At 61.9% G+C, this 23,516-nt stretch carries 18 protein-coding genes; 2 read left to right on the top strand and 16 right to left on the bottom strand.

Annotated elements, in window-relative coordinates:
- Nucleotides 1–38: 38 nt before the first annotated feature.
- The 5 genes from ppc to cysM all read right to left on the bottom strand — a co-directional run bounded on the left by ppc (nt 39) and on the right by cysM (nt 8,330).
- Nucleotides 39–2,687 carry a phosphoenolpyruvate carboxylase gene (gene ppc, locus OCT39_RS07990; protein ID WP_263587121.1) on the bottom strand — a complete coding sequence of 883 codons (2,649 nt, stop codon included), beginning with the start codon at nt 2,685–2,687 and terminating at the stop codon, nt 39–41.
- A 39-nt stretch (nt 2,688–2,726) separates the two neighbouring features.
- Entirely contained in the window at nt 2,727–3,554 is an 828-nt protein-coding gene (gene mazG / locus OCT39_RS07985) for a nucleoside triphosphate pyrophosphohydrolase (protein ID WP_263587120.1), read from the bottom strand.
- Nucleotides 3,554–5,830, bottom strand: coding sequence for a GTP diphosphokinase (relA, locus tag OCT39_RS07980; protein ID WP_263587119.1), 2,277 nt, complete (start codon nt 5,828–5,830; stop codon nt 3,554–3,556). Before relA ends, mazG begins: the two co-directional genes overlap by 1 nt.
- 65 nt (nt 5,831–5,895) lie before the next feature.
- Nucleotides 5,896–7,314 carry a TRAM domain-containing protein gene (locus tag OCT39_RS07975; RefSeq protein WP_263587118.1) on the bottom strand — a complete coding sequence of 473 codons (1,419 nt, stop codon included), beginning with the start codon at nt 7,312–7,314 and terminating at the stop codon, nt 5,896–5,898.
- A 119-nt stretch (nt 7,315–7,433) separates the two neighbouring features.
- Nucleotides 7,434–8,330, bottom strand: coding sequence for a cysteine synthase CysM (cysM, locus tag OCT39_RS07970; RefSeq protein WP_263587117.1), 897 nt, complete (start codon nt 8,328–8,330; stop codon nt 7,434–7,436).
- A gap of 90 nt (nt 8,331–8,420) precedes the next feature.
- Here cysM and OCT39_RS07965 point away from each other — a divergent pair, with 90 nt between their 5' ends.
- Nucleotides 8,421–11,126: an ATP-binding protein gene (locus tag OCT39_RS07965; RefSeq protein ID WP_263587116.1), complete on the top strand. Its 2,706-nt coding sequence runs from the start codon at nt 8,421–8,423 to the stop codon at nt 11,124–11,126.
- Between the two features lie 8 nt (nt 11,127–11,134).
- Here the strand turns inward: OCT39_RS07965 and acpS are convergent, their stop codons facing one another.
- The 11 genes from acpS to rpoE form a co-directional block, all read right to left on the bottom strand.
- Complete coding sequence (gene acpS / locus OCT39_RS07960) at nt 11,135–11,512, bottom strand: holo-ACP synthase (RefSeq protein WP_263587115.1); 378 nt, start codon at nt 11,510–11,512, stop codon at nt 11,135–11,137.
- Between the two features lie 2 nt (nt 11,513–11,514).
- Entirely contained in the window at nt 11,515–12,330 is an 816-nt protein-coding gene (gene pdxJ / locus OCT39_RS07955) for a pyridoxine 5'-phosphate synthase (protein WP_263587114.1), read from the bottom strand.
- 91 nt (nt 12,331–12,421) lie between these two features.
- Nucleotides 12,422–13,123: a DNA repair protein RecO gene (gene recO, locus OCT39_RS07950; protein ID WP_263587307.1), complete on the bottom strand. Its 702-nt coding sequence runs from the start codon at nt 13,121–13,123 to the stop codon at nt 12,422–12,424.
- A gap of 25 nt (nt 13,124–13,148) precedes the next feature.
- Nucleotides 13,149–14,048, bottom strand: coding sequence for a GTPase Era (era, locus tag OCT39_RS07945; RefSeq protein WP_263587113.1), 900 nt, complete (start codon nt 14,046–14,048; stop codon nt 13,149–13,151).
- Nucleotides 14,045–14,740 carry a ribonuclease III gene (gene rnc, locus OCT39_RS07940; RefSeq protein ID WP_263587112.1) on the bottom strand — a complete coding sequence of 232 codons (696 nt, stop codon included), beginning with the start codon at nt 14,738–14,740 and terminating at the stop codon, nt 14,045–14,047. The genes era and rnc overlap by 4 nt, the downstream gene beginning before the upstream one ends.
- Nucleotides 14,741–14,780: 40 nt before the next feature.
- Nucleotides 14,781–15,584, bottom strand: coding sequence for a signal peptidase I (gene lepB / locus OCT39_RS07935; RefSeq protein ID WP_263587111.1), 804 nt, complete (start codon nt 15,582–15,584; stop codon nt 14,781–14,783).
- 15 nt (nt 15,585–15,599) lie between these two features.
- Nucleotides 15,600–17,414: a translation elongation factor 4 gene (gene lepA, locus OCT39_RS07930; protein WP_263587110.1), complete on the bottom strand. Its 1,815-nt coding sequence runs from the start codon at nt 17,412–17,414 to the stop codon at nt 15,600–15,602.
- Between the two features lie 248 nt (nt 17,415–17,662).
- Nucleotides 17,663–19,078, bottom strand: coding sequence for a DegQ family serine endoprotease (locus OCT39_RS07925; RefSeq protein ID WP_263587109.1), 1,416 nt, complete (start codon nt 19,076–19,078; stop codon nt 17,663–17,665).
- Between the two features lie 167 nt (nt 19,079–19,245).
- The gene (locus OCT39_RS07920; RefSeq protein WP_263587108.1) at nt 19,246–20,268 is read right to left on the bottom strand and encodes a MucB/RseB C-terminal domain-containing protein; all 1,023 of its coding nucleotides are present in this window, start codon (nt 20,266–20,268) and stop codon (nt 19,246–19,248) included.
- A gap of 61 nt (nt 20,269–20,329) precedes the next feature.
- The gene (locus tag OCT39_RS07915; RefSeq protein ID WP_263587107.1) at nt 20,330–21,085 is read right to left on the bottom strand and encodes a sigma-E factor negative regulatory protein; all 756 of its coding nucleotides are present in this window, start codon (nt 21,083–21,085) and stop codon (nt 20,330–20,332) included.
- A 261-nt stretch (nt 21,086–21,346) separates the two neighbouring features.
- Nucleotides 21,347–21,946: an RNA polymerase sigma factor RpoE gene (gene rpoE / locus OCT39_RS07910; protein WP_263587106.1), complete on the bottom strand. Its 600-nt coding sequence runs from the start codon at nt 21,944–21,946 to the stop codon at nt 21,347–21,349.
- 490 nt (nt 21,947–22,436) lie between these two features.
- Here rpoE and OCT39_RS07905 point away from each other — a divergent pair, with 490 nt between their 5' ends.
- Nucleotides 22,437–23,507, top strand: a complete 1,071-nt coding sequence (locus OCT39_RS07905; RefSeq protein ID WP_263587105.1) for a 3-deoxy-7-phosphoheptulonate synthase — start codon at nt 22,437–22,439, stop codon at nt 23,505–23,507.
- Nucleotides 23,508–23,516 lie beyond the last annotated feature (9 nt).

Here is a 23,516-nt window from a genome sequence, read left to right as displayed (position 1 = left end):
CCGCCCAAAGGCGGCGGCAAGAGGCTACGCACGGGGCGTTATCCGGTGTTTCTGAGTCCGGCGGCGATGCCGGCCATGGTGACCATCAGCGCGCGGGAAAGGTCGGCGCTGATCGCGCCGTCGGCGTCGCGGTTACGCTGCAAGAGCTCCGCCTGCAGGCCGTGAAGCGGGTCGATGTAGGGATTGCGCACGTCGATCGCCTGACGAATCAGCGGCGTGTTCTCCAACAGCGCCTTTTGATCGGCGATATCCAGCACGGCGACTTCCAGGCGCGCGAAGCGCTCACGCAGCTGCTTGCCCAGCGCCTTGAGTGAGGGCTCATCGACCAGCCGATGCTCGTAGTAGGCGGCGATCGCCACGTCCGCCTTGGCCAGCAGCATCTCGAGCATGTCGAGGTAGGTGCCAAAAAACGGCCACTCGCGCCGCATTTCCTGGAGCACTTCTCGCCCGCCGGGCTGCTCGAGGCGATTGGCGAAGGCCTCGCCGCTGCCAAGCCAGGCCGGCAGCATCAGGCGTATCTGGGTCCAGGCGAAGATCCACGGAATGGCGCGCAGGGTTTCTACGCCGCCGTCCTGACGGCGCTTGGTCGGCCGCGAACCCAGCGGCAGCCGCCCCAGGGCGCCTTCTGGCGTCACCGCGCGGAAATAGGGCACGAAGTCCGGGTCCTCGCGGACCACGCCGACATAGCCCGCATGCGCCACGCGGGCGAGCTCGTCCATCTCCTTTCGCCACTCGGGCTGCGGGGCCGGCGGCGGCAACAGCGTGGCCTCCAGCACCGCGCAGGCGTAGATCTCCATCGAGCGCAGCGCGATATCCGGCTGGCCGAACTTGAAGCGGATCATCTCACCCTGCTCGGTCACGCGCAGACTTCCATTCACCGAGCCCGGCGGCTGGGAGAGAATCGCCGCGTGGGCCGGGCCGCCGCCGCGCCCGACGGTGCCGCCGCGCCCGTGAAACAGCGTCAAATCGACCCCGTGGCGCTTGCACACCTCGACCAGCGACTCCTGGGCGCGGTACTGCGCCCAGGCCGCGGCCAGCTGGCCGGCGTCCTTGGCGGAGTCGGAGTAGCCGATCATCACTTCCTGGCGGTCCTTGACCAGCGACCGATAACCCGGCAACGCCAGCAGTTTATCGATGGCGCCAGCGGCGTTGTCCAGGTCGTTGAGCGTCTCGAACAGCGGCGCGATGGGCAGCGACACTCGCCCACCGATCTCTTTCATCAACAGCGCAACGGTGAGTACGTCCGAGGGTTCGGCGGCCATGGAGATGATGTAGGTGCCGAGCGCCTCGGCGTGCTCACCCGCAATCACCTTGAAGGTATCGATCACTTCACGAGACTCCGCCGAGCACTCCCAGCGTCTGGGAATGAGCGGTCGGCTGGAGGCCAGCTCCTCGAGCAAAAACGCCTGACGGTCGGCCTCGTCCCACTGCTGATAGTGGCCAAGGCCAAGCTCGCTGGTCAGTTCCTCCATCAGCTGGCTATGGCGGCTCGCCTCCTGGCGCAGGTCAAGCTTGGTGAGCGTGACGCCAAATACCGCCACGCGGCGCAGCGTATCGAGCAGCGCCCCATTGGCAACGGTGTCGAGGCCAACGTCACACAGCGAGCGGTAGCAGGCCAAAAGCGGCGCGTAGAGCTGATCGCGGGTTTCGATGATCGGCCCGCCGTCGAAGTTGTAACCGTCAAGGCCCGCTTTCGCCCAGTCGCGCGTCGCCTCGACCTTTTGCAACAGGCGCTTCAAAAGCTCGCGGTAGGGCTCGGCAACGTCGCCCACTTCGGCTTTCATGGCGCTGTTTGCCTTCCACATGGAAAGCTCGGTCTTGAGCTGATCGAGATCGCGAAGGTAGAGATCCGCCGCCATCCAGCGGCCAAGCAGCAGCACCTCTTTGGTCACGCGAGCGGTCACGTTCGGGTTGCCGTCACGGTCGCCGCCCATCCAGGAGGCGTAGCGAATCGGCGCGGCGTCCAGCGGCAGGCGCTCGCCGGCGGTTTCGAGCAGCAGGTTGTCCAAATCGCGGTGAAAATCCGGCACCGCCTGCCACAGCGAATTTTCGATCACCGCGAAGCCCCATTTGGCCTCGTCGACCGGGGTGGGCCGCTCGTGGCGAATTTCATCGGTATGCCAGGCTTGGCTGATCAGCTCGTTAAGCCGCCCGCGAGCGCGCTCGCCGCGCTCGGGGTACTCGTCAGCGCTTTCGATGACGCTCAGGCACTCGTCGATGGCGTCGTACTTTTGAATCAGGGTGCGGCGAATGACTTCGGTCGGGTGTGCGGTCAGCACCAGCTCGACGCGCATGTTGGCCAGCGTTTCCACCAGCGAGCGCGGCGAGTTGCCGGCCTGACGGGCGCGCTCCAGAAGCTCGCCGAGCACGGGCTGGGTGCCGGGCTTGTAATCCTCGACCCGGCGAAAGCGCGCGCGGTAGTGCTGCTCGGCGATGTTGGCCAGGTTGAGAAACTGGTTGAATGCGCGGGTGACCGGTAACAAATCACGCTCGGGCAGCTCGCGCAGGTACTCGATTAGCGCGCGCTGCTGCAGCGTATCGCCCTGGCGGCCTTGCTTTGCGTGGGCGCGAATCGTCTCGATCTTGTCGACGAAGCTCTGTCCCAGGTCGTCGGCGATGGTACGCCCGAGACTGTCACCTAAAATACGTACGTTCTCACGAAGCGATTCGTGTAGATCATGACTCATTAACCTGGCCTCCCGGAAAGTCCGTGTGGGGTGTTGTTGTTAACTGCGCTCCTGGCGCTTGGCGGCCTGCCAGTGGCGCTCCATTTCATTCAATGTGGCGTTTGACATCGAACGCTGCGACTCATTGAGGGCGCGCTCGACGTAGCGAAAGCGACGCTCGAACTTGGCGTTGGTCGCGCGCAAACACGTCTCGGGGTCGGCATCGAGGGTGCGCGCGAGATTGGCCACGGCGAACAGCAGATCTCCGACTTCCTCGCGCGCGTGGGCCGTATCATTGGCGGCCAGCGCCTCTTCGACCTCGCCAAGCTCCTCACGAATCTTGTCGAGCACGCCGCGGGTATCCGGCCAGTCGAACCCGACCCGCGCAGCGCGCTTGGAGAGCTTGTGGGCGCGGCTCAGCGCCGGTAGCGTTTTGGGCACATCGTCCAGCGTCGAGGCGTTATCAATAGCGCGCCCGTTGCGCTCGTCGTCTTTCAGCGCCTCCCAGCGGTGTTTGACCTGACGCTGCTCGACCTCGTCGGCGCTTTCCCCCGGGGCACGCCGTGAGGCGAGCGTGCCTTCGGGAAACACGTGAGGGTGGCGGCGAATCATCTTGCGCGTGAGCGTGTCGACCACATCGAAAAAATCGAAGCGCTGCTCCTCGAGGCCGAACTGCGCGTAATAGACGATTTGAAAGAGCAGATCACCGAGTTCGCCCGGAAGCTCATCGAAGGCGCGCCGCTCGATGGCATCGGCGACTTCATACGCCTCCTCGATGGTATGGGGCACGATGGTGTCCCAGCGCTGCTCAACATCCCAGGGGCAGCCCTGTTCGGGGTCGCGCAACACGCGCATCAATTCGAGCAGGTCCGCCAATTCATAGCGCATCAGTGACTCCCCTTGCGCGCGTTTTTTTCCGGGTCGGCGTCGCGCAGCCTTCGCACTTCGGTGACGTTGGGCAGCTGCTGAATACGCGAGAAAAGCCGCCCCAGGGTTTCGAGCCCATCAACTTCCAGGGTGATACGAAGCCTTGCGATGCTTTCATCGGTGTCGGTCAGGGTGTTCACTGCCAATACGTTGACCTTTTCGTTGCCCAAAAGCCCAGTCACGTCGCGCAGAAGGCCCGAGCGGTCCCAGGCCTGAATTTCGATAGCCACCGGGTAGCGCGTGTGGGCGCGCTCGCCCCACTCCACCTCGATGATGCGCTGCGGCTCGTCGAGGCGGTGCTGCAATACGTTCGGGCACTCCTGACGATGAATCGTCACGCCGCGCCCCTGGGTGATGAAGCCGATGATCGGCTCGCCAGGTACCGGGTTGCAGCAGTTCGCCATGTTGGTTTTCAGGTTGCCAACGCCCAGTACGGTGATATCGCCCTGAGGCGCCTTACTCTGCTGGCGGCGCGGTTTGGCCAACAGCCGCGCGAGTTTTTCCTGGTCGTCGCTTTCGCCAAAGAGCTGCTGGGCCTGATGAAGCACCTGGCCGATGCGCAGATCCCCCGCCCCGAGGGCGGCGTACATGTCATCGGCGCTCTGGTAGTTGACCGCTTCGGCGAGCTTTTGCATATCGAGGCCGTCGACGTCCAGGCGCTTCATCTCACGCTCGAACAGCGCCCGACCCTCTTCGAGGTTCTGGTCCCGTGCCTGATGCTTGAACCAGGCTTGAATTTTGGCCCGCGCGCGGGAGGTGCGCACGTAGCCCAGACTGGGATTGAGCCAATCGCGGCTCGGCCCGCCCTTGGTCGCGGTCAGAATTTCGACCTGCTGGCCGGTTTTCAGCTTGTAGTTGAGCGGCACGATGCGCCCGTTGATTTTGGCGCCGCGGCAGCGATGGCCGATTTCGGTATGCACCCGATAAGCGAAGTCGATGGGCGTGGCGATGCGCGGCAGATCGATCACGTGGCCGTCCGGGGTGAAGACATAGATCCGATCCGGGGCGACGTCGCTTGCAAGCCCTTCACGCAGGTCACCGTAGCCGCCGACCTCATCCTGCCACTCGAGTACCTGCCTGAGCCAGGCGATCTTCTCTTCGTAGCTGCGGCTTTTGGCGTTGGTGTCGTGGCCCTTGTAGCGCCAGTGGGCGCAGACGCCTAGCTCGGCTTCATCGTGCATGGAGAAGGTGCGAATCTGGATTTCGAGCACCTTGTTTTCCGGCCCCATGACGGCGGTGTGAAGCGACTGATAGCCGTTTTTCTTCGGGTTGGCGATGTAGTCGTCGAATTCATTGGGTACGTGGTGCCAGCGTGAATGCACGATCCCCAGCACCGTGTAGCAGTCGGTGACCGCGGGCACCAGAATGCGCACCGCGCGCACGTCGTGTACCTGAGAAAAATCGATCCGCTTGCGCTTCATTTTGCGCCAGATCGAGTAGATGTGCTTGGCCCGCCCTTTGACATCGAACTCATTGATGTTCTGGGCGCGCATCAACGTTTCGAGCGTGCTCACCACGTCCTGAATGTAGCGGTCGCGGTCGAGACGTTTCTCCGCCAGCAGTTTGGCGATGGTCTTGTAGTCCTGCTCGTGCAGGTAGCGAAAAGAGAGATCCTCGAGCTCCCATTTGATCTGGCCGATGCCCAAGCGGTGTGCCAGCGGCGCATAGATATCGGCGACCTCGCGGGCGACCTGCAGGCACTTCTCGCGCGGGGCGTCCTTGACCTGGCGTAGCGCGCAGGTGCGCTCGGCGATCTTGATCAGCGCCACGCGCACGTCGCTGACCATGTTGACCAGCATCTTGCGCAGGTTTTCCTGCTGATTGTGCTGGGCCATGGCGTGATTCGAGGTCAGCGGGTAGCTGATGGCCGCCATCTGCAGCACGCCGTCGATGAGGTTGGATACCTCTTCGCCAAAACGCTTGGTGATGCCCTCCAGGCTGATCAGTCCTTCGCGCACCGAGCGGTAGAGCACCGCTGCCTCGAGCGCAGCCTGATCGAGCTTGAGATCGGCGAGGATGTCCGCCATTTCGAGCCCCATGCGAAAGCTCATGCCCGGCGACAGCCATACGCGATGGGTCTTGGGTGCCTGGCGCTCGAGCATTTCGGCCAGCTCGCAGGCTTCGATCAGCCGCTCGGGTTCGGGTAGGCGAACGCTCTCTTTCAGGCGCGTCAACCACTGCTCTACATCCACCCGGCCGGTCTGGGTTAGCGGCTGGTCTTCACGCACTTTCACCATGGCAATGACTCGTCCTTTAAACTAACGGCGCTTATCCCGCTGTAAGTGTAGCGCCAAATGAGGGTCTAACCTCGGTATTCGAACAGCACCATCGTTTCGACGTGTGCGGTATGTACGAACATGTCCGCCACGGCCACTGCCGCCTCGCGGTAGCCCTGGCTTAAAAGATGCGCCGCATCGCGCGCAAGCGTTGCAGGGTCGCAGGAGATATAGACCACGCGGGGCACGCGGTAGCGGCCAAGCGCCCGGCAAATGGCCTCGGCGCCGTCGCGCGGCGGGTCGAGCACGACCGCATCGACGCCTTGATCGTCTTCGAACAGCGCCGCTACGCTCGCCTCACGACTCAAGTCCGCCTGCCGGGCGGCGATATCGAGCCCGTGGCGCGCGGCGTTTTGCTCGATCCGCGCGACCATGGTTTGGCTGCCTTCCACGGCGCGCACGTTCGCGCCCTTGAGCGCCAGTGGCACACTGAAGTTACCGATCCCGGCGAAGAGATCAAGTACGCGTGGCGCCGGCGAGGATGCAAGCGTCGGTGTCAGCCACTCCAACACCTGATTCACCATACGCTGGTTGACCTGCTGATTGACTTGAAGAAAGTCTCCCGGCTCGAAGCCCAGGGTCACGTTGAGCGGTGGCTCTTGCTCGACACCATCCGGGTCAAGGTACAGCTCATCCTCGAGCGCCGGCGCCTCGCCGTACCACTCGAGTGTCGCGTTCTCACGCCCGACGAAGGCGCCTACGCTAACGCCCTGCTCAAACGCAAAGGCGCGCCAGGCGGCGGCGTCCTGAGCGTTGGCCTTGAGCTGGCGCACCAGCACTACCGGCGCCCCGGCTGGTTTGATCAGCTCGAGATGCCCTACCTGACGCGGGGCGCTCAAGGTATCGAGCAGCCCCTTGAGCGGGGCGATCAGCGACGAGAGTTCGGGCACCAGCACGTGGCAGTGCGCGATATTCACCAGGCGGTGGCTACCCGCTGCGCGAAAGCCCAGCAGCACGTTCTCCTGGCCATCCACGCGCACGCCGAGGCGAGCGCGACGGCGGTAGTGTTCGGTGTCGCCGTCAAGCGGCGTAATTTCAGATAGCGTCATGCCCTGACGCGCGAAGAGCTCCTTGACCACCTGGCGCTTGTGCTCGCGCTGGGCCGGTAGCGCCAGGTGCTGCAAATCGCAGCCGCCGCAGCGCTCGAAATAGGGGCACGGCGGCGTGACCCGATTCTCCGAGCGCGTCAAAAGCGCCTTGATATGAGCCTCGTCGAAGCGCTTTCTCTGGGTATGCACCGCCGCCTCGACGGTTTCACCGGGCAGCGCCTGTTCGACGAACACGGTTTTGCCCTCCGCGTCATGGGCGATACCGCGCCCGTCGTGGGCGAGCCGGTCGATGGTCAAGGCAGTGCCATCGGCCCCTTTTATCGGCGCCGCGGCAGGCGTACGGGCAAGCCCCGAATGCCCGGATTTGGGGCGCGACGGCCGCTTTTTACCCAGCATAAAAACGATCCAGCACCGTGTGGTCTATCCAGAGCATTGTGTATTCCAATCATCATGTTTCAAAAAAATCGGCGCCTGTTAGAGCTTTTGGCCATGCGCACATCGTTAGATGAGCCGGCCTACGAAGCCGTATCGAACAAATTGGTCGAGAGGTAGCGGTCGCCACGGTCGCAGACGATGAAAACGATCACCGCATTTTCCACCTGCTCGGCAATCCGTAGTGCGCCCGCCAGGCTCCCGCCGGAGGAAACGCCGGCAAAAATACCCTCTTCACGGGCGAGCCTTCGCATGTGGCTTTCGGCCTCTTTTTGGCCGATATCGAGCACCGTATCCACCCGCGGGGCTTCGAAGATGGCCGGCAGGTACACTTCTGGCCAGCGACGAATACCGGGAATGCTCGCGCCATCCGCCGGCTGTAGGCCGACGATCTCGATCGCGCTGTTTTGCTCTTTCAGATAGCGCGACACGCCCATGATGGTCCCTGTCGTGCCCATGGAGCTGACGAAGTGGGTGATCTCGCCGCCGGTCTGACGCCAAAGCTCCGGACCGGTGGTGCGATAGTGCGCCAGCGGATTGTCCGGGTTGGCGAACTGGTTCAGGGGCTTGCCCTTGCCGCTTGCGATCATCTCATCGGCGATGTCACGCGCTTCTTCCATGCCGCCCTGTTGGCTTGCCGAGATCAGCGTGGCGCCAAAGGCGGCCATGGCCTGCTTGCGCTCGCTGGAGGCGTTTTCCGGCATCACCAGCACCATGTTGTACCCCTTGATCGCGGCGGCCATGGCCAGCGCAATACCGGTATTGCCCGAGGTGGCTTCCACGAGGGTGTCACCTGGCGTGATCTCACCGCGCGCCTCTGCCTCGGCCAGCATCGACAGCGCCGGGCGGTCCTTCACCGAGCCCGCCGGGTTGTTACCTTCGAGCTTGGCCAGCAGCGTATTGTTACGCCCGGCGCTGATGCGCTTCAACCGCACCAGCGGCGTATTACCGATCACATCTTCAAGCGTGGGATAGTCCATCGTCCATTCCTTATCGTCACCGTTGTGTTGCATTATATCGAGGCTGCCTGTGACTGGACAGGTAACCCACGGAATCAATGAGTTTCATTCATGTCCCTGAATACGCGTACGCTGCTGGCCCTGGTAGGCATTCCGCTTGTCATTTACGCCGCCATGGCCGCGCTACTACTTCTGCACAACGCCGGTACCCAGCAGCGACTTTTTACCGAGCGACTGGTCGGCGCCAGTGAAGCGCTGGCGCCAGGGCTCAACGACGCCCTGGGTGAGGGCGACGAGTTGCGCGTGGAGCGCCTGGCGCGCCAGCTCATGGAGTACAACGCTCTGCGGGCGCTGACGCTGTTCGACGAGCAGGGCAACCGGGTGTTGGCATTGGGTCGCCCGCTTCTGGCGGCTCAGCGGCTCAGCGTGCCCCGCAGCACCACTCTCATCGAAGACCGAAACATCTGGCGCTTGCAGGTCCCGCTGTCGATCTATCACGGTAACGACGGGGCGGGCGCCGGCGGCAGTGGCCGCTGGCTCGAAGCCGAAGTCGACACCCGTACGCTTGCCCTGGAGCGCTACCGGTTGTTGGCGCTGCTGAGTCTGGGCGGCGCCGGGCTGGGGGCAGTTTTGCTGCTGTTATGGCGCGCGTTGAGCCGCTATCTCACGCGTCCGCTCGAACGCGCCAACCAGGCGCTCTTTCGCCTTGCTCACGGCGATTATGAACGCCGTTTGGGCAAGCATGAGGCGGCCGAGTTCGACGCGCTGAGGCAAAGCATCAACGAGGTGGGCGAGCATCTCCAGCACTTTCAGCGCGACATGCAGCGCCAGATCGAGCTTGCCACCCGGGAGCTTTGTGAGTCGATGGAAACCGTCGAGGAGCAGAGCATCAAACTGGATCTTGCGCATCGTAGCGCGGTCAAGGCCAACGCGGTCAAGTCCGAGTTTCTGGCCAACATGAGCCACGAAATCCGCACGCCGCTCAACGGCATTATCGGCTTTTGCCGCCTACTCGGACGCTCCGAACTCGACAAGCGCCAACTCGAGTGGCTGCGCCAGGTCCACCGCGGCTGCGACAACCTGCTGCGGTTGGTCAACGACGTACTCGATTTTTCGAAAATCGAGGCCGACCAGCTCAACCTCGAGGAGGTGGCGTTCGACATGGCGATGGTAATCGATGACGTCATTGGCCTGAACGCACCGGAGGCTCAACGAAAGGGGCTCCATCTATTGGGTCTTCTCCTCGACGATATTCCCACGCCGCTTTGCGGCGACCCGATGCGACTTCAGCAGGTACTCAATAACCTGGTCGGCAACGCCATCAAGTTCACAAGCGTAGGAGAGGTCGTGGTGCGCGCCGAACTGGGGCAACAAGAGGGCCAGCACGCCGTACTCAACGTCAGCGTCAGCGATACCGGAATCGGCCTCAGCGCCGAGCAGCAGCACGGGCTATTCGATGCCTTTACCCAAGCTTCTCCCAGCCACTCGCGGGAGTACGGCGGCAGCGGCCTGGGCCTGAGCATCTGCCGCCAGCTGATTGCTCGCATGGGCGGCGATATTTCGATCGACAGCGCACCGGGTGAAGGCGCGCGCTTCTCGTTCACACTCCCCCTGCGCGCCCACGGCGCGGTCAGCGCGCGCCCGCCGCTCGATTTGAAGCAGATAGTGGTGCGTTTGCACGAGCCTCACCCCACGACCCGCGCCATGCTGGAAAACTGGCTGGCTCATTGGGGCGCCCGCCCGGTATCGTTTGCCGACACCGATGACACGACGCTTTTGATGTTGGCGCTTACCCCGCAGGACTTCGTCGCCCCACGCCGGCATTACTGGGAATCGGTGATCGAGCAGGCCCAGCGCCCCACCCTGATCCTTGCGCTGGGCGTGCAGCTCGACCTGCCCGACTGGCCGCTGCCGTTTGGCGGCGACATCATCAGTAAACCGCTCACACGCCGCCGGATGATAGCAGCCCTCGAGACGCTGTTTAACGGCGGCCCCACACCGGCTGACGACGTCGAAGACGAGCTCGCACCAACAGGGCCGGTCAGCGTACTAATCGTGGACGATAACGCCGCGAATCGTATGCTGCTCAAGGCGCTTTTGGAGAGCGACCACCTTGAGGTGGTGCTGGCCGACAGCGGCTACGGTGCGCTCGAATATGCGCGGATGCGCCACTTCGATCTGGTGTTGATGGATATTCGCATGCCGGGGCTGGACGGGCTCGAGACCACCCGGGCGCTTCGCCAGATCGATGATACCTGGGCGCGCTGCCCGATCGTGGCGGTCACCGCTCACGTCCCCGAGCACCAGCGCCAGCGCTGGCTCGCCCAGGGCTTCGACGATGTGTTACTCAAACCCGTAGACGAAGCCGCGCTGGAGAAACTGATCAAACGCTTTTTGGGCATGACGCTGGTGTCGCCAGCCGATGAACTGATGGAGGCCGGCGAGATCAAAACGAACAGCTCGCCGCCCGCACTCGATTTGGCGCTGGGCGCCGCTCGAGCTGGTGGAAGCGAGGCGTTCGCCAAGCGCCAGCTGCTGCTTTTGATCGACAGTCTGACGCAAAGCAAGGCGCAGATCGAGCAGGCGCTCGAGCAAAACGATCGTGAGGCGCTGCTCGAGGCGGTTCACGCGCTCAATGGCGCCTGCCGTTACTGCGGCGCCCCGGCGCTTGGTGAGGCGGCTTTTGAGCTCGAACAAGCGCTTCACCGCCATGATGTCGATGAATCGGCCCGGATCTCAAAAGCGCTCGAGGCGCAGGCGATGGCCCTGCTCGACGAAATCCGGGCGCTGAGCGCCCAACGCTTCATGCTCGTTTGATCGTGCCGTCAGCGTTCGAGTACGACGAAGGCGAGCGCATACTCCGCCTCGTCGCTGATCGACACATGGGCGCTTTGTGCACCGCTTTGCTCGAAAAGCCGCCTGGCTTCGCCGGTAAACTCGAGAACGGGTTTGCCGAGCGCATCGTTGAGCACCTGAATATCGCGCCACTGCATGCCCGCGCGAAGGCCAAGCCCCAGCGCCTTGACGAACGCCTCCTTGGCCGCGAAGCGCTTTGCCAGGAATGCCGGCGAACGGTGTCGGCTCACCCAGTTCTCGTGCTCAAGCGGGCCCAGGATGCGCGCGGCGAAGCGTTCACCGTGGCGCACCATGGCGGTTTCAAAGCGCGCGACCCGCGCAATGTCCGATCCAATCCCCACGATCACACTCAGTGCCCGCAGCAGCCGTTTGCGTGATCGTGATCATGCGAGTGCTCATGATCATCGAGCGCAGCCATCAACCCCGCTTCCTGACCGGCGATGATCAATCGCTTCATTTCCGCCACCGCCTCCTTGAGGCCCACGAACAGCGCGCGGGCGATGATGGCATGACCGATATTGAGCTCGTTGACGCCGGGAAGCGCGGCGATCGCCTCCGCATTATGGTAGTGAAGGCCGTGGCCCGCGTTGACCACCAGCCCCAGCGACACCGCATGAATTGCGGCGGCGTTGAGCCGGGCGTACTCGTCCTTGGCCGCTTGCGAACCCACGACCGCCTCGGCGAAGGCGCCGGTGTGCAGCTCGATGGTCGGCGCCCCGGCGCGGTGCGCGGCGTCGATCTGCTCGAACTCCGGATCAATGAACAGCGACACGTCGCAGCCGGCCCGCGCCAGGCGCTCGCAGGCGCTCTGAATCTGATCGAAGCCGCCCACTACGTCCAGCCCGCCTTCGGTCGTCAGCTCCTCACGCTTTTCCGGCACCAGACAAACGTGGGCCGGTTTGAGCTCTTCGGCAAGCGCCAGCATCTCTTCAGTCACCGCCATTTCCAAATTCATGCGCGTGGTGAGCATCTCGGCCAGAAGGCGCACGTCCCGCGGCTGGATATGGCGGCGGTCTTCGCGAAGATGGACCGTGATGCCGTCGGCACCGGCTTCTTCTGCCAGCAGTGCGGCCTGCACCGGGTCCGGGTAGCGCGTACCGCGGGCCTGCCTGAGCGTGGCGATATGATCGATATTGACACCGAGTAAAATCCGCGGGGGGTGCATGGCGCTCTCCAGTGCGTGATCCAAAAATGAATGCGTCGGTTTAAAGGCTAACGTTGAGAAACCAGGATGTCAGGAGCCCGGATGGGACACGTCAGGATTCTCCCGAACTCGCGCGGCGCCGGGCCAGATCCACCATCAGCTCACGCGAGCGTAAAGGCTTTGACCCCAAATGCGGCGCGAGCGCGGCGCGCATGACCGCCTTCAGCGCCCCGGAAAGCCCGTCCGGCGTCCAGTCGCCCTGGTCGAGAATGCGCAGCGCCCGCCCTTCGATGCCACGCTCGAAAGGTACGAACGCGCGGCTTTGCGACTCGAACCGATAGCGCCCTTGAGGGTCGAGAGCGTCGCCTTCCGGGGTGGTGAAGCGCGGCGTCGCCCCGAGCGCGTCGAGCAGCGCCCACTCGAAGCGGCGAAGCGCCAGCGCCCGTCCGCTTGGCTGGGGCAGCGCGTCGAGTAGGGCGCTATAGAAGGCGAACACCTCCTCGGCGGCGAGTTCCAAAGGCAGCAGCCGAGTGGCGATTTCGTTGGCGTAGAGTCCGCAAAGAAGCCCCTCCCCTACCAGCAGCGCCGTTTGTCCGCGCGATTCCATCAGGGTCAGACGCTTTAACTCATGATCGCCGCGCCAGGCCACGAACAACGGCGTGAATGGCTGCAAACGCTGGCGGGATTTGGAGCCCGGGCGCTGGCCGCCGTGCGCGACCGCCCGAATGCGCCCGTGGTTCAGCGTTAGCAGATCGACTAGGGCGCTGGTTTCGCGATAGGGCCGCCGATGAAGCAAAAACGCGGGCTCGGCCATGGTGGCTTTGCTCAAGATAGTGGGCTCAATCGAGATCGTAACCCAGGCTTTTGAGCGCCCGGTCATCGTCGGACCAGCCGCGCTTGACCTTCACCCACAGGTTCAGCATCACCTTGGTACCGAGGGTGCGCTCCATATCGAGGCGCGCCTCGCGGCCGATACTCTTGATACGTTCGCCGTTTTCGCCGATCAAAATGACCTTTTGCCCCTGACGCTCGACGAGGATCAGGGCGCTAATATGGGTGACGCGCTCGGTCTCGCGGAACTCCTCGATCTCGACGGTCATCTGGTACGGCAGCTCGTCGCCGAGCTGGCGCATGACTTTTTCGCGAACGAGCTCAGCGGCCATGAAGCGAAGGCTACGATCGGTGATCTGGTCGTCCGGGAAGAAGTGGATACTTTCCGGCAGGTGTTTGGCGACCTCCTCTTCCAGCGCCTCGACCTGAGTGCCGTGCTTGGCGGAAATCGGAATCACCGCGGCGAAGTCGCGCCGCGCGCCGACCTCACTAAGCCAGGGCAGCAGCGAGGCCTTGTCCTGCAGGCGATCCACCTTGTTGACCGCCAGCACCACCGGCGCCTTGACGTGCTCCAGGCGCGCCAGCACCGCCTGGTCTTCCTCGGTCCAGCGCGTGCGATCGATGATGAAGACCACGCAGTCGACGTCGCGAAGCGCCTGGGTGGCCGCCTGGTTCATGAAGCGGTTGATCGCCTTGTTGCGATCCTTGGACATGATGTGCATGCCCGGGGTATCGACATAGATGAACTGGGTCTCGTCCACCGTCTTGATACCCATCACCTGATGGCGCGTGGTTTGCGGGCGCCGGGAGGTGATGGACACCTTCTGCCCCAGAATACGATTCATGAGGGTCGATTTGCCTACGTTAGGCCGCCCAACGATGGCCACAAAGCCGCAGGTTTGACTCATGACGCGGGATCTCCGGGAGTTTTTTCAAGGTGGGTGAGCGCCTCTTCGGCGGCTTGCTGCTCGGCGTGGCGCCGGCTAGGGCCTTTACCGGTCGTATGCTCGCTCAAAAGATCGATATAGCACTCGACGGTAAAGGTCTGAGCGTGGGCCTCGCCCTTTACGGAGACGACTTCGTAGCGTGGAAGCGCCGCCTGGCGTGACTGCAAAAATTCCTGCAGACGGGTTTTTGGATCCTTTTGAGTGTCCTGCAGCGAGGTGCTCTCAAGACGCTCCCGATACCAGGCGAGCACTCGCTCGCGTACCGCATCCATACCGGCGTCGAGGTAGATCGCGCCGATCACCGCCTCGACCGCGTCGGCCAGAATCGACTCGCGTCGGTGCCCGCCGCTTTTCATCTCGCCGGAGCCCAGGCGCAAACACTCGCCAAAGGCCATTTCACGGGCAAGCTCTGCCAGCGTTTGGCCCTTGACCAGGCGCGCGCGCAGGCGAGAAAGCTGGCCCTCGCGGGCCTGGGGGAAGCGCTCGAAAAGCGCCTCGGCAATGACGAAATTGACGATCGAGTCGCCCAGAAACTCCAGGCGCTCGTTATTGCGCCCACCGAAGCTGCGATGGGTCATCGCCAGCTCCAGAAGCGACTCATCGCCAAAGGTGTAGCCGATTCGTCGGCAAAAAGCGTTCAGGGAATTACTCACGATGCTCCTACGTCTTCGACGTTGACCTGGGCGGTGCGACTCATTCGATTCGCCTTACGCTCGAAAAACTGGGCAGTCCACCGTCCCAGTGCATCCAGACGGCAAACGCGCGCCCGACGATGTTTTCCTCCGGCACGAACCCCCAGTAGCGGCTGTCGTTGGACTGGTCGCGGTTGTCACCCATCATGAAATACTCGCCCTCGGGCACGATGACTTCGCCCATCTGCGGGCCCGGGTCGCGAGGATTGTTGTAGATGGCGTGGCTGACCGGCCCCAGCCGCTCATTCAATAATAGCTGTTGCGGAGAGGCGGCGGGGCCCTCCTCGATCAGCGTTTTGGCGACCGGCTCGCCGTTGATGTAGAGCTGCTTGCCTTCATAGCGAATGCGATCGCCCGGCAGGCCCACCACGCGCTTGATGAAGTTCACCGACGGCTCGTCAGGGAAACGAAACACCATGACTTCACCGCGCTCGGGCTCACCGACCTCGACGAAGCGCTCGTTAATCACCGGCAGGCGCAACCCGTAGGCGAACTTGTTGACCAGAATGAAATCGCCCACCTCGAGCGTCGGCCGCATGGAACCGGAGGGAATTTGAAACGGCTCGACGATGAAACTTCTAACCACCAGCACGACCAGCAGTACCGGAAACAGCGAGCGCGAATAGTCGACCGGCCAGGACTCCTTTTCGAGTTTGGCGCGGGTGGTGGCGTCGAGTTCGCCCTGGGCGGCCTCTTCGGCATTGATCAGGCGGCGGCGGCGACGCGGGCGAAACCACAAGGCGTCGAGCAGGTAGATGACCCCGGTGATCGCGACGGCCAGTACCATTAGTAGTGAAAAATCCATGAGGGTGTCGTCTTCCTAGTCGTTGACCTTGAGCACAGCAAGGAAGGCATCCTGAGGAATTTCCACACGCCCGACCTGCTTCATCCGTTTTTTACCCGCCTTCTGCTTTTCCAACAGCTTTTTCTTACGGCTGACGTCACCGCCGTAGCACTTCGCCGTTACGTTCTTGCGCAACGCCTTGACGGTAGAGCGCGCCACGACCTGACCACCGATGGCCGCCTGGATCGCCACATCGAACATCTGGCGCGGAATCAGCTCGCGCATTTTCTCGACCAGCAGGCGCCCGCGGGAGTGAGCGTGGTCACGGTGAATGATCACCGCCAGCGCATCGACCTTGTCACCGTTGATCAGTACGTCGAGGCGCACGAGTTTTGCCGCCTCGAAGCGCTCGAAGTTGTACTCGAGCGACGCATAGCCCTTGGAGATCGACTTGAGCCGATCGAAAAAGTCCATCACCACTTCTGACATGGGGAGCTCATAGGTGAGCTGGATCTGGCTGCCCAGAAACTGCATGTCGCGCTGCGTGCCCCGGCGCTGCTCGCACTCGGTGATCACGTTGCCGACGTAGTCCTGGGGCACGAGAATGCTCGCCCGCACCACCGGCTCGCGCATCTCGTCGACATCCGCCATGTCGGGAAGCTTCGAGGGGTTGGAGACGTAATTGACGTCGCCGTTTTTCATCGCAAGCTCGTAAACCACCGTGGGCGCGGTGGTCAAAAGATCGAGATCGTACTCGCGCTCGAGGCGCTCCTGAACGATCTCCATGTGGAGCGTGCCCAGAAAGCCTACGCGAAAACCAAAGCCCAGCGCGTCGGAGTTCTCCGGCTCGTAGTCGAGCGAGGCGTCGTTGAGCGCGAGTTTTTCGAGCGCGTCGCGAAAATCCTCATAATCGTCGGCGCTGACCGGGAACATGCCCGCATAGACCTGGGGCTTGACCTTTTGAAAGCCGGGAAGCCGGGCCACATCTGGGGATTTGGTATGGGTGATGGTATCACCGACCGGCGCGCCGTGAATTTCCTTGATACCGGCAACGATAAAGCCGACCTCGCCGGCGCGCAGCATGCCGGTTTCCTTTTTGAGCGGCGTAAAGATACCGACTTCCGAGGTGTTCCAGTCGCGCCCGGTCGACTTGATACGAATCTTGTCGCCCTTTTTGAGCGTGCCGTCGAAAAGACGCACCAGCGAGACGACGCCCAGGTAATTATCGAACCAGGAGTCGATGATCAGCGCCTGAAGCGGCGCATCCGGGTCACCCTTGGGCGGCGGAATATCGCGCACCAGCCGCTCCAGAAGCTCGCCGATGCCGATGCCGCTTTTCGCCGAGACCTGGCAGGCGTCGGTCGCGTCGAGCCCGATGATCTCCTCGATCTCATGACCCACGCGATCAGGGTCGGCTTGGGGCAGGTCGATCTTGTTGAGCACTGGCAGCACCTCGAGGCCCTGCTCGATAGCGGTGTAACAGTTGGCCACCGACTGCGCCTCGACCCCCTGGGCGGCGTCGACGACCAGCAGTGCCCCTTCGCAGGCGTAAAGCGAGCGGGAGACTTCATAGGAGAAATCGACGTGGCCGGGGGTGTCGATGAAATTGAGCTGGTAGACGCTGCCGTCGGCGGCGGTGTAGTCAAGCGTCACCGACTGCGCCTTGATGGTGATCCCCCGCTCGCGCTCGATATCCATCGAGTCGAGCACCTGCTCCTTGAGCTCGCGATCGGTCAAGCCCCCGCAGGTCTGAATCAAACGATCCGACAGCGTGGACTTGCCGTGATCAATGTGCGCGATAATGGAGAAGTTGCGAATATGCTTAATTTTACTGGTATTTTCTGATGACATTACGCTTTGCAATCCGGGGTATGTACGAAGCCCTGTACAGTACAAAAAAATAACACGGCCACGTGCAATGAATAATTGGCAGCATTGTACCGTTAGCAAGACGCGGGTGCCATGTTCATTGCGCCGCGCCCGAGCGCCTGGTCCACTTCACGCCCTGCGCGGTCGAACCACTGATGGCAAAACGCCCCGGCGGGCCGGGGCGTTGACGATCACTTTGTATCGACTCGGCGTGATCCGAGTAAAGCCGTTTACTCTTGCAAGCGCAGCGCGATGAACAGCGAGCGACCGTCGCGGTAGAGGCGCACCGGGATGGCGCGGTCGTTGGGTAGTGACTCGACGATGCCAGCAAGCTCCTCGGCAGACGTCACGCTCTTGTGATCGACGCTGACGAGAACGTCGCCTGGCTGAATACCGGCGTCAGCGGCAACGCTGCCCGCCTCGACCTGGCGAACTTCCACACCGCCGCCAATGCTCAAACGCTCCTGGAGCTCCTCACTTACCTCTCCCACGCTCACGCCCAAGCGGGTTTGTTCGTTGCTACCGTTCGCGGCACTGCCCTGCTCGGACTCAGGCCAGCTGCCGAGCTGAAGGGTCTGCTCGATCTCTTCTCCGTCGCGAATGACCGTTAGCGACACATCGCTTCCGGGAGCAACGCGACCGATCAGGCGTGGCAGCGTGCTGGAGCGGTCGACCTCTTCACCGTTGACGCCAACGATCACGTCCCCGGCCTGCAGGCCGCCTTGTGCCGCCGGGCCTTCCGGGTCAAGATCCGCGATGAGCGCGCCGATGGCGTCGTCCATGCCAAAGGATTCGGCCAGATCGCGGGAGACAGGCTGAATCATCACGCCTAGCCAGCCGCGGTTGACGTGGCCTTCCTCACGCAGCTGGTCGGCCACGTTCATCGCCACGTTGATCGGAATCGCGAAGGAGAGCCCCATGAAGCCACCGCTGCGGGTGAAAATCTGGGAGTTGATGCCGATGACCTCGCCTTCGAGATTGAAAAGCGGCCCGCCAGAATTACCCGGATTGATCGCGACATCGGTTTGAATGAAAGGCACGTAGGCGTCGCGCGGCAGCGTGCGATTGATCGCGCTGACGATACCCGCGGTCACCGAATGGTCGAAACCAAAGGGCGAACCAATGGCCGCCACCCATTCGCCGACCTGAAGATCGTCGGAATCGCCCAAATTGAGTACCGGCAGGTTGTTGGCATCGATTTTCAAAAGCGCCACGTCGGTTTGCTGGTCGCTACCGATCAGCTCGGCGGAAAGCTCGCGACGATCGTTCAAACGCACGAGAATTTCGTCGGCATCTTGCACCACGTGTGCGTTGGTCAGCACGTAGCCATCGGCGCTAATAACGAAACCCGAGCCTAGAGACTGGCGCTCTTCGCTACGACCGCGCCCCTGCTCTCCGGGTGGTGCCGGGAAGCTGTCGCCGAAGAAGTGGCGGAAAATTTCCGGAATGTCCTGACCGCCGAAGCCGCGCATGTCGGGGCCGCTTCGCTGAACCGTTCGGCTGGTCGAGATGTTGACCACGCCCGGGGCGGCGTCTTCGACCAGCTCGGTAAAATCGGGAAGGTTTTGTGCGTAGGCCGATTGGCCCATTATCAGCAGCGCCGTCATGCACAGCCAAAGCGAGTAGGAAACAACCGAACGCCTCATGGGATAAAGCTCCTCGTTCTAACAGCAATCACACCTGGGAAGGGATTCGGCTCATCGAGCCATCAAGCAGATTAAAGACTCATTGCTGGGAAAAACGTTCCATTTGCCTGCTAACCGCTTTACCAAGCCTTACGATACGTGCCGAGCGGGTAGGCGCAAGCAGGCTTTTAGCCGCGGCCAGGAACGTGTGCACCGAACTCGATCGACTGAACGATGCGGCGCACCTGCCCGGCCGGCAGCTCACCGATCGCTACGAGCTGCCAGCGCTCACCTTCGATATCGACAAGCTCGATCGCGATTCCTGAAACCCCCAGCGTGTAGGCGCCTGCTTCGAGCGCTTCATCGCCCACTGGCGCGGCAAACACGCTCACCGACGAAAGGCCGTCGCTGAAAAAGCGCTGCGCCATGGGGTTACTGCTGGTGATTTGGGCCGGTTGCGCTACGAAGCCCTCTGGGAGCCAGTTGACTTCCCAATCCGGGTCCGCCAAACCACGGCTTTGCTCGCTCATGAGCGGGCCTTCGTAAAGCGACGGCGATTGAAGCTGGGTCATCTGAAAGGTTTCGACCACGCGGGACTGGGTATCGCTCAGCTCGTGCTTGAGCAACAGGCCGGTCTCCTCATCGACCCACCAGGTATGGGCGTAACGATTGTCATCGTGAGGCTCGAAGCGCAGTCTGGACGCCACGCGCCCGGCCACGCGCTCTTCATTTTCGAGCGATACATCGTAATAGGTTTCGACGTGTTCAGCCCAGGCACGGGGCGTAACCGCAATATCGAAATCGCTCTCACCGGGAAGCGCCCAAGCCAGCTTGCCGGCCTGAGAACGGCGCTCGACGCTAATAGAAGGACCATCCAGGTGCTGAACGACCTGCTGACGCACCCCATCCTGGACGCGATGAGAAAGCGCCAGCGTGCGTACACCGATACTGTTGATGGAGACCGCGCGGGCCTGGTATTCATAGCAGTGGCTTGCCAGCATCGTGCGGATTAGCCGCTCGTCGACGGAACTCGGCGCCTGAGTTAAAAGCGGGGTGGAACAGGTCTGGCGAGCCGCTTCTGTCGAGGGCGCCGTGGAGGGCTGATCGGCCTCGCTGCTCGCCTGAGCAGTTGCGGGAAACGAAAGCGCCACGACTGCTGCACAGAGCGCCCCCCTTGCAAACCACGACGCTACCTCGACCCTCACGATCATCCCTCATCCTTTAATCGCTACCGATAAAAACGCTTACTGAACTGCCGGTCGCGCCAGCCGATTAGCGCTGACCAAGCGGCTCGACGATAGAGGATGAGCGCATGAGCGGCATCCAGCTATCGCCACTGCCTGCGGCGGCGCCCTGCGCGTGCTGCTCGAGGTAGGACTGGAGCAGGTTGATTTGATCGGCGTCAATGGCGCTCGTGGGCGCAGAAAACGTCTGAGCCGCGTTGGACACCGCCGGCGTCGAGGCGCCAAATGATTCGCTTACGTTCATCAAGCCGCTGCGACCGGCCTGGCCGTTCACACGAAACGCGGTTGGCTCGAACATGGGAACGTCAGAAGACGCCACCGCATTGGTACCGCCCAAGCTTGCCGGCTGCACTTGAGCGCCAGCGTTCGAAGACACCGCGGCCAAGTCGCTGCCTCCTTGAGTGGCGGTTGAAACGCTGCCGTCACTGTTCAAAAACTGCACCCCAGTGACGACCATCAGCGATACCGCAGCGGCAACGCTCGCCCCACGGGCAAACGAGACGCGACCGGGTTTGGCAAGCGAGCCAATGCTCGACGTGTCTTGCTGTGCATCGAGCTGCGGCGCCGGCTCGTTTTCAAGCCGGGCCATGATACCGGCGGAGAGGTCAAGGCTCACATCAACCGAGCGCTCGCGCTGCATCATACTGCGAGCCAAGTGGTAGCGGCGCCAGGACTCGGCAGCGCCTGCTTCTTCGGGCAGTGACTTGAGCACGCGGCGAAGCTCCAGCTCTTCGCTTTCGCCATCCATCAATGCCGATAGTGATTCTCGTGTATTCAAACTCATACTTACACCCTCACGCTGTGTTTAAAAACGTCTCGAGCCACGGTTGTCGGTATGGCCGCGAGCGTATTCACAGGCCAACACTTGAGTTTGGCGCGCCCCATCAAGGCATTACCAATCACTTGATTGATCTGACGGCGCGCCATACTTGCTGTTTACTTGCTGGTTAATCTGGTCACGCACTATGACGTCGTTGACCGCTGACAGTTCACAAAAAAGTGAAATTGCTTATGGGATTTTCTCGCGGCCCGCGCCATCTGGCGTTTACTCATCGCGGCTATTGCGTGAGGTGCTGACCAGCGGCCGAATATGTTCATCTACCGCTTCGCGCGCCCGAAAAATGCGCGAACGCACCGTGCCCACCGGACACTGCATGACTTGGGCGATATCTTCGTAGGCAAGTCCATCAAGCTCGCGAAGCGTAATGGCGGTACGCAGATCGTCCGGCAGGCGCTCGATTGCCTCGAACACTGCCGCCTCGAGCTGGTCCCGCGCAATCGAGGCTTCAGGAGACTCACTGTCCGCTAGCCGGCCGCTCTGGTCGAGCATCTCGGCATCGACGATATCCAGATCACTGCCTGGTGGGCGGCGTCCGCGCGAAACGAGATGGTTTTTTGCCGTGTTGATCGCGATACGGTACATCCACGTATAGAAAGCGCTTTCCGAACGAAATTTGCCAAGCGCCCGGTACGCCTTGATGAACGCTTCCTGAGCGACATCCTGAACCTCGGCATGATCGTGAACGTAGCGACCGATCAGTCCGATTATCTTGTGCTGATATTTTTTCACAAGCAGATCAAAAGCGCGTAAATCACCTTTTTGGGCACGTTCAACCAGCTGCTGATCCGTTTCACGAGTGCTCATTCACACTCTCCCCCGGCTCGAACGCTTAACGCCGATCCTTGATACCCTTCGCCCTCCGAGGCGGGCTTTAACAGCATGCAACATAGCGTCCCTTGGGCAAATTAAATAAATCATTGACCGTAAATAAACTGATTGGCCAAGGACGTCACTCATACGGAGCGGTTTATAAACCGGCCCGCCGAACGACTGGAACAGTGGCCCGTATCGAGCGCGGCCCGGCCTTGCCGACACTAGCGTCGGACTTTTTTGCGTGACCGCCTACCTGATAGGCGATAGAGGCGTTAGCGCTCCTTGCACGTACTCCATGCACGTACTCCATGTACGTAGTGTTACGCGTTATCTGCCGTGCATCAAGCACATTGCCGCGCGTATCAAATCCATGAGCAGACACTATCGGTTAACACCGGGTTCCGTAACAATTGATTTTTACTCTCTTAACGCGCCATAGTAGTGCCCAATTTTACCCAGGCTGCCACGTACAGGAAGCACCATGTCCGATCAACAAGTGAGTAACTTAAACGTTCTGGCTCAGGATGTCTTGACGACGCCGGACGCGTTGAAAACCGCCGTCCCATTGACCGAAAAAGCCGAGCAGACCGTCATCGAGGGCCGTCGGGTCATCCAGAACATTCTGGATGGCAAGGATCCGCGCCTTCTCATGGTCGTGGGCCCCTGCTCGATTCACGACGTGGATGCCGCGATCGATTACGCCAAAAAGCTTCGTGCCCTCGCCGATGAGGTCAGTGATTCGCTCTATATCGTCATGCGCGTCTACTTCGAGAAGCCACGTACCACGGTCGGCTGGAAGGGATTGATCAACGACCCGCACCTGAACGACTCCTTTGAGATCGATGAAGGGCTTCACATCGCGCGCAAACTGCTGGTGGAGCTTGCCGAACTCGGCCTACCGCTGGCCACCGAGGCACTGGATCCGATTTCGCCGCAGTATCTGCAGGACTGCATCAGCTGGTCGGCGATCGGCGCGCGCACCACCGAGTCGCAGACGCATCGCGAGATGGCCTCTGGCCTCTCCTGCCCGGTTGGCTTCAAAAACGGTACCGACGGAAGCCTGGACGTCGCCATGAACGCGCTCGAGTCGGTGGCCAACCCGCACAACTTCCTCGGTATCAACCAGGCAGGCCAGGTATCGATCATTCGCACCCGCGGCAACGCCTATGGCCACGTGGTGCTGCGCGGCGGCAACGGCAAACCCAACTACGATAGCGTCAGCGTCGCGCTTGCCGAAAAGGAGCTGGCCAAGGCGAAGCTCTCCGCCAATATCATGATCGACTGCTCTCACGCCAACTCCAACAAGGATGCCGCGCTGCAGCCGCTGGTACTGGAAAACGTCACCCATCAGATTCTCGAGGGCAATACCTCGATCATGGGCCTGATGGTCGAATCCAACCTGGGCTGGGGTAACCAAAAGCTCACGGCGGATACCAGCCAGCTCACCTACGGCGTGTCGATCACCGACGCCTGCATCGATTGGGATACCACCGTAGAGGCGTTCAGAAAAATGAACGACCAGCTCGCCCCGGTGCTTGCCAAACGTAAATAGCACATTGAT

Source organism: Halomonas sp. GD1P12 (genome assembly GCF_025725645.1).
Classification (GTDB): domain Bacteria; phylum Pseudomonadota; class Gammaproteobacteria; order Pseudomonadales; family Halomonadaceae; genus Vreelandella.
The sequence above is the reverse complement of the archived record's forward strand: the minus strand, read 5'-3'. Positions and strand labels throughout refer to the sequence as shown.

Excerpts from the sequence above, each read along its gene's own strand:
- OCT39_RS07925 (WP_263587109.1), bottom strand. The coding sequence starts at position 19,078 with ATGAGGCGTTCGGTTGTTTCCTACTCGCTTTGGCTGTGCATGACGGCG.
- cysM (WP_263587117.1), bottom strand. The coding sequence starts at position 8,330 with ATGGACTATCCCACGCTTGAAGATGTGATCGGTAATACGCCGCTGGTG.
- OCT39_RS07905 (WP_263587105.1), top strand. The coding sequence starts at position 22,437 with ATGTCCGATCAACAAGTGAGTAACTTAAACGTTCTGGCTCAGGATGTC.
- lepB (WP_263587111.1), bottom strand. The coding sequence starts at position 15,584 with ATGGATTTTTCACTACTAATGGTACTGGCCGTCGCGATCACCGGGGTC.
- pdxJ (WP_263587114.1), bottom strand. The coding sequence starts at position 12,330 with ATGCACCCCCCGCGGATTTTACTCGGTGTCAATATCGATCATATCGCC.
- recO (WP_263587307.1), bottom strand. The coding sequence starts at position 13,123 with ATGGCCGAGCCCGCGTTTTTGCTTCATCGGCGGCCCTATCGCGAAACC.
- lepA (WP_263587110.1), bottom strand. The coding sequence starts at position 17,414 with ATGTCATCAGAAAATACCAGTAAAATTAAGCATATTCGCAACTTCTCC.
- era (WP_263587113.1), bottom strand. The coding sequence starts at position 14,048 with ATGAGTCAAACCTGCGGCTTTGTGGCCATCGTTGGGCGGCCTAACGTA.
- rpoE (WP_263587106.1), bottom strand. The coding sequence starts at position 21,946 with ATGAGCACTCGTGAAACGGATCAGCAGCTGGTTGAACGTGCCCAAAAA.
- OCT39_RS07975 (WP_263587118.1), bottom strand. The coding sequence starts at position 7,314 with ATGCTGGGTAAAAAGCGGCCGTCGCGCCCCAAATCCGGGCATTCGGGG.
- OCT39_RS07965 (WP_263587116.1), top strand. The coding sequence starts at position 8,421 with ATGTCCCTGAATACGCGTACGCTGCTGGCCCTGGTAGGCATTCCGCTT.
- ppc (WP_263587121.1), bottom strand. The coding sequence starts at position 2,687 with ATGAGTCATGATCTACACGAATCGCTTCGTGAGAACGTACGTATTTTA.
- OCT39_RS07920 (WP_263587108.1), bottom strand. The coding sequence starts at position 20,268 with ATGATCGTGAGGGTCGAGGTAGCGTCGTGGTTTGCAAGGGGGGCGCTC.
- relA (WP_263587119.1), bottom strand. The coding sequence starts at position 5,830 with ATGGTGAAAGTGCGTGAAGACCAGCCGCTAACCCAGACCGGCCGGGTG.
- OCT39_RS07915 (WP_263587107.1), bottom strand. The coding sequence starts at position 21,085 with ATGAGTTTGAATACACGAGAATCACTATCGGCATTGATGGATGGCGAA.
- mazG (WP_263587120.1), bottom strand. The coding sequence starts at position 3,554 with ATGCGCTATGAATTGGCGGACCTGCTCGAATTGATGCGCGTGTTGCGC.